This window comes from Methylobacterium sp. WL103 (genome assembly GCF_008039885.1).
Taxonomy (GTDB): domain Bacteria; phylum Pseudomonadota; class Alphaproteobacteria; order Rhizobiales; family Beijerinckiaceae; genus Methylobacterium; species Methylobacterium cerastii.
In genome coordinates, this window is sequence record NZ_VRUX01000598.1 from 1 (window position 1) to 2518 (window position 2518).

Genomic DNA, 2518 nt, shown 5'->3' on the forward strand with positions numbered 1-2518 from the left:
GCGCCGGCACCGCGCCAGCCACAGGCCGCCCCGGGTGCGCGCGAGTCGGTGACGTTGCGCATCGACAGCGCCGTGCTGGCGCACTTCCAGAAGGACGGCCCGGGCTGGCAGGACCGCATCAACGACGCCCTCAAGGCGATCGCCTCGGCCTGAAACACGCCGGATCATCGGATTTTCGGTTGATCGGCTCGGTGAGTACGGCGCCCGTTTTCCCGGACGGGTGAGGCGTCAGCGGAATGCGATCCGGGACCCAGCTCGGGACGTCGCGAAGCGTCGAAACCCTTGCGCCGTACATGTCGAGCCGCCGACGCGGCCCCTTTATGGTGCTGGGTCCCGGATCAGGCGGTGCCGCGCCGGATGCGGTTCACCGCTCGGTCGAGGGCGCCGAGGAACGCCGAGCGGTCGCGCGCCGAGAACGGGCGCGGCCCGCCGGTGATCGTGCCGGCCTCGCGCAGGTCCTGCATCAGGTTGCGCGTGGCGAGCGCCATGCCGATCGCCGATTCCGAGAACGGCTTGCCGTTCGGGCCGATCACCGTCGCGCCCGCCTTCACGCAGCGGCTGGCCAGCGGCACGTCGGCCGTGACGACGACGCTGCCCGGCCCAGCCCGCTCGGCGATCCAGTCGTCGGCCGCATCCATCGCGTCGCCGACGACGACGCGCTCGATCCAGGGTTCGCGCGGCACGTTCAGGAAGCTGTTGGCCACGACGTAGACGTGCAGCCCGTAGCGGGCGGCGACGCGGTAGGTCTCGTCCTTCACCGGGCAGGCGTCGGCGTCGACGTAGATCGCGATCGGGCCGGTCACGACGAACGTTTCCCCGCAGCCGCTTTCGGCGTCCGCGGCTTCGGCACGAGGCGGGCGGAGAACCCGGCCGCCATCAGCAGCACGCCGAGCGCGAACTGCGCCCTCGAAATCTCGCCGCCGATCGACAGGACGATGGCGCGGCCGACGACGAGGATGCCCAGAAGCGGCAGGCCGAAGCGCAGCGCCATCCGCAGGCCGGTGAGCCAGGGTGCGCTCATCGCGCGATCCGAAGCGCCGGGCGCTCCGTCTCGATAGGCTGCGGCATCTCGGGGGCGGCCCGCTCCAGGGTCGCGACGGAGAGCGGCTGGCCGCGCCCGCGCAGGGCGTGCGCCCCGAGCGACCGCGCCGCGATGCCCGCCGGCAAGGCGTCGAGGCGGTCGAGCAGGTCCTGCGAGATCAGCATGTTCACGCCCAGCGGCCGGCACAGGGCCTCGATCCGCGAGGTGACGTTCACCGCGTCGCCGAAATAGGCGATCTTGTGCCGATCGACGCCGACTTCCGCCGTCACCACCGAGCCGCCGTGCAGGGCCGCGCGCAGGCGCGGCACGGTGCCGAACCGCGTGGTCCAGGCGGCGGCGTCCGCCTCGATCCGGTCGAGCACGTCGAAGACGCAGGCGACGCAGCGCGCGTCCTTGAGGCCGCGGGCCATCGGCCAGGTGATCATGGCGAGGTCGCCGATGTAGTCGTCGGTGGAGCCGGCATTGCGCCGCACCGGCTCGGCCAGCGTGGCGAAGATCGCGCCGAGATATTCCTGCGCCCGCAGGTCGCCGTGCGTCTCGGCGAAGGCGGTGGAGCCGACCACGTCGAGGAACAGGAAGATCCGCTCCTCGCGCACCGGCTTGTGATAGCGCCCGACGAGGAAGTTCACGAACACCTCGCCGCCGATGAGGTCGCGCATCCGCACGACGAAGACGAGGAGCGCCGAGACCGCGAGCGAATAGGCCAGCACCCGCGGGGTGATCCGCACCGCGGAGGACAGCGTGTCGTCGGTGAGGCCGAGCGCCCAGACCACCGAGCCGCCGAGCGCGCAGCCGAGCGCGATCATCAGCACGTAGAGCAGTTCGGCAGAGGGCACGTACAGCATCGCCGGCAGGCGGCGCAGGCGCGTCTGCAGGCCGGAGAGGATCAGGCCCCGGTCGAAGGCCAGCACCGTCACGCCGACGGCGAGGCCGTAGATCGTGCCGGCCGCGAGCGAGGTGCCGCCGACGAACAGCAGGTTGTAGAGGAGGCCCGCCCCGCCGGATGCGACGACGATGAGAGCCCAGAACCAGCGATGCTGCGGGAGCATTCAGTGGTCCGCCTGGGCGAGGAACGAGGCGTGAGGCGGACAGGCAGCGTGCACGAAACCGATCCTGAAGCGTTCTCGACCCGGTGCGGAACGAAGCGGGCTGGACGGCGCCCCGCCACAGGAACGGGGCATCGACCAAAGTCTAGGTCCGGACTTGGTGCCGGGCCATTGCTCAACGTCCCATGATGGCGCGATTAAGGCGCAGGCGCCATCCGTTCCGGCGATGGAGCGGCCGCGCCCACGAGACCGGACCTTCGGGGCGCACGGCGCGCCTCTTCCCGGGCGCACGGTGCGCCTTTTGGAGACAGGATCCACGTGATGCACGCCAGACCTTTCGGCGCGACGGGCCTCAACGTTTCGGTGGTCGGCCAGGGCACCTGGCGGATCGACGCCGCCGCCCGCGAGGCGGCCGTCGCCGCCCTGCGCG

At 71.5% G+C, this 2518-nt stretch carries 4 protein-coding genes; 1 reads left to right on the forward strand and 3 read right to left on the reverse strand.

The window, feature by feature from the left end; all coding sequences use genetic code 11:
• The coding region (locus tag FV222_RS22920) for a BrnA antitoxin family protein (RefSeq protein WP_187277435.1) at positions 1-153 on the forward strand (153 nt) is incomplete at its 5' end.
• A 185-nt stretch (positions 154-338) separates the two neighbouring features.
• Here the strand turns inward: FV222_RS22920 and FV222_RS22925 are convergent.
• From FV222_RS22925 to FV222_RS22935, 3 genes are read right to left on the reverse strand one after another with little or no spacing between them, the layout of a single operon-like run.
• Positions 339-803, reverse strand: coding sequence for a YaiI/YqxD family protein (locus tag FV222_RS22925; protein ID WP_147761443.1), 465 nt, complete (start codon positions 801-803; stop codon positions 339-341).
• Positions 800-1021 (reverse strand): hypothetical protein, encoded by a 222-nt coding sequence (locus tag FV222_RS22930; protein ID WP_147754414.1) that lies wholly within the window; start codon positions 1019-1021, stop codon positions 800-802. Before FV222_RS22930 ends, FV222_RS22925 begins: the two co-directional genes overlap by 4 nt.
• Positions 1018-2091, reverse strand: a complete 1074-nt coding sequence (locus FV222_RS22935) for an adenylate/guanylate cyclase domain-containing protein (protein ID WP_147754415.1) — start codon at positions 2089-2091, stop codon at positions 1018-1020. The genes FV222_RS22930 and FV222_RS22935 overlap by 4 nt, the downstream gene beginning before the upstream one ends.
• Positions 2092-2518 lie beyond the last annotated feature (427 nt).

Bases quoted from the DNA above. Each gene is read 5' to 3' on its own strand.
- FV222_RS22930 (WP_147754414.1), bottom strand. From the start codon at position 1,021: ATGAGCGCACCCTGGCTCACCGGCCTGCGGATGGCGCTGCGCTTCGGC.
- FV222_RS22935 (WP_147754415.1), bottom strand. From the start codon at position 2,091: ATGCTCCCGCAGCATCGCTGGTTCTGGGCTCTCATCGTCGTCGCATCC.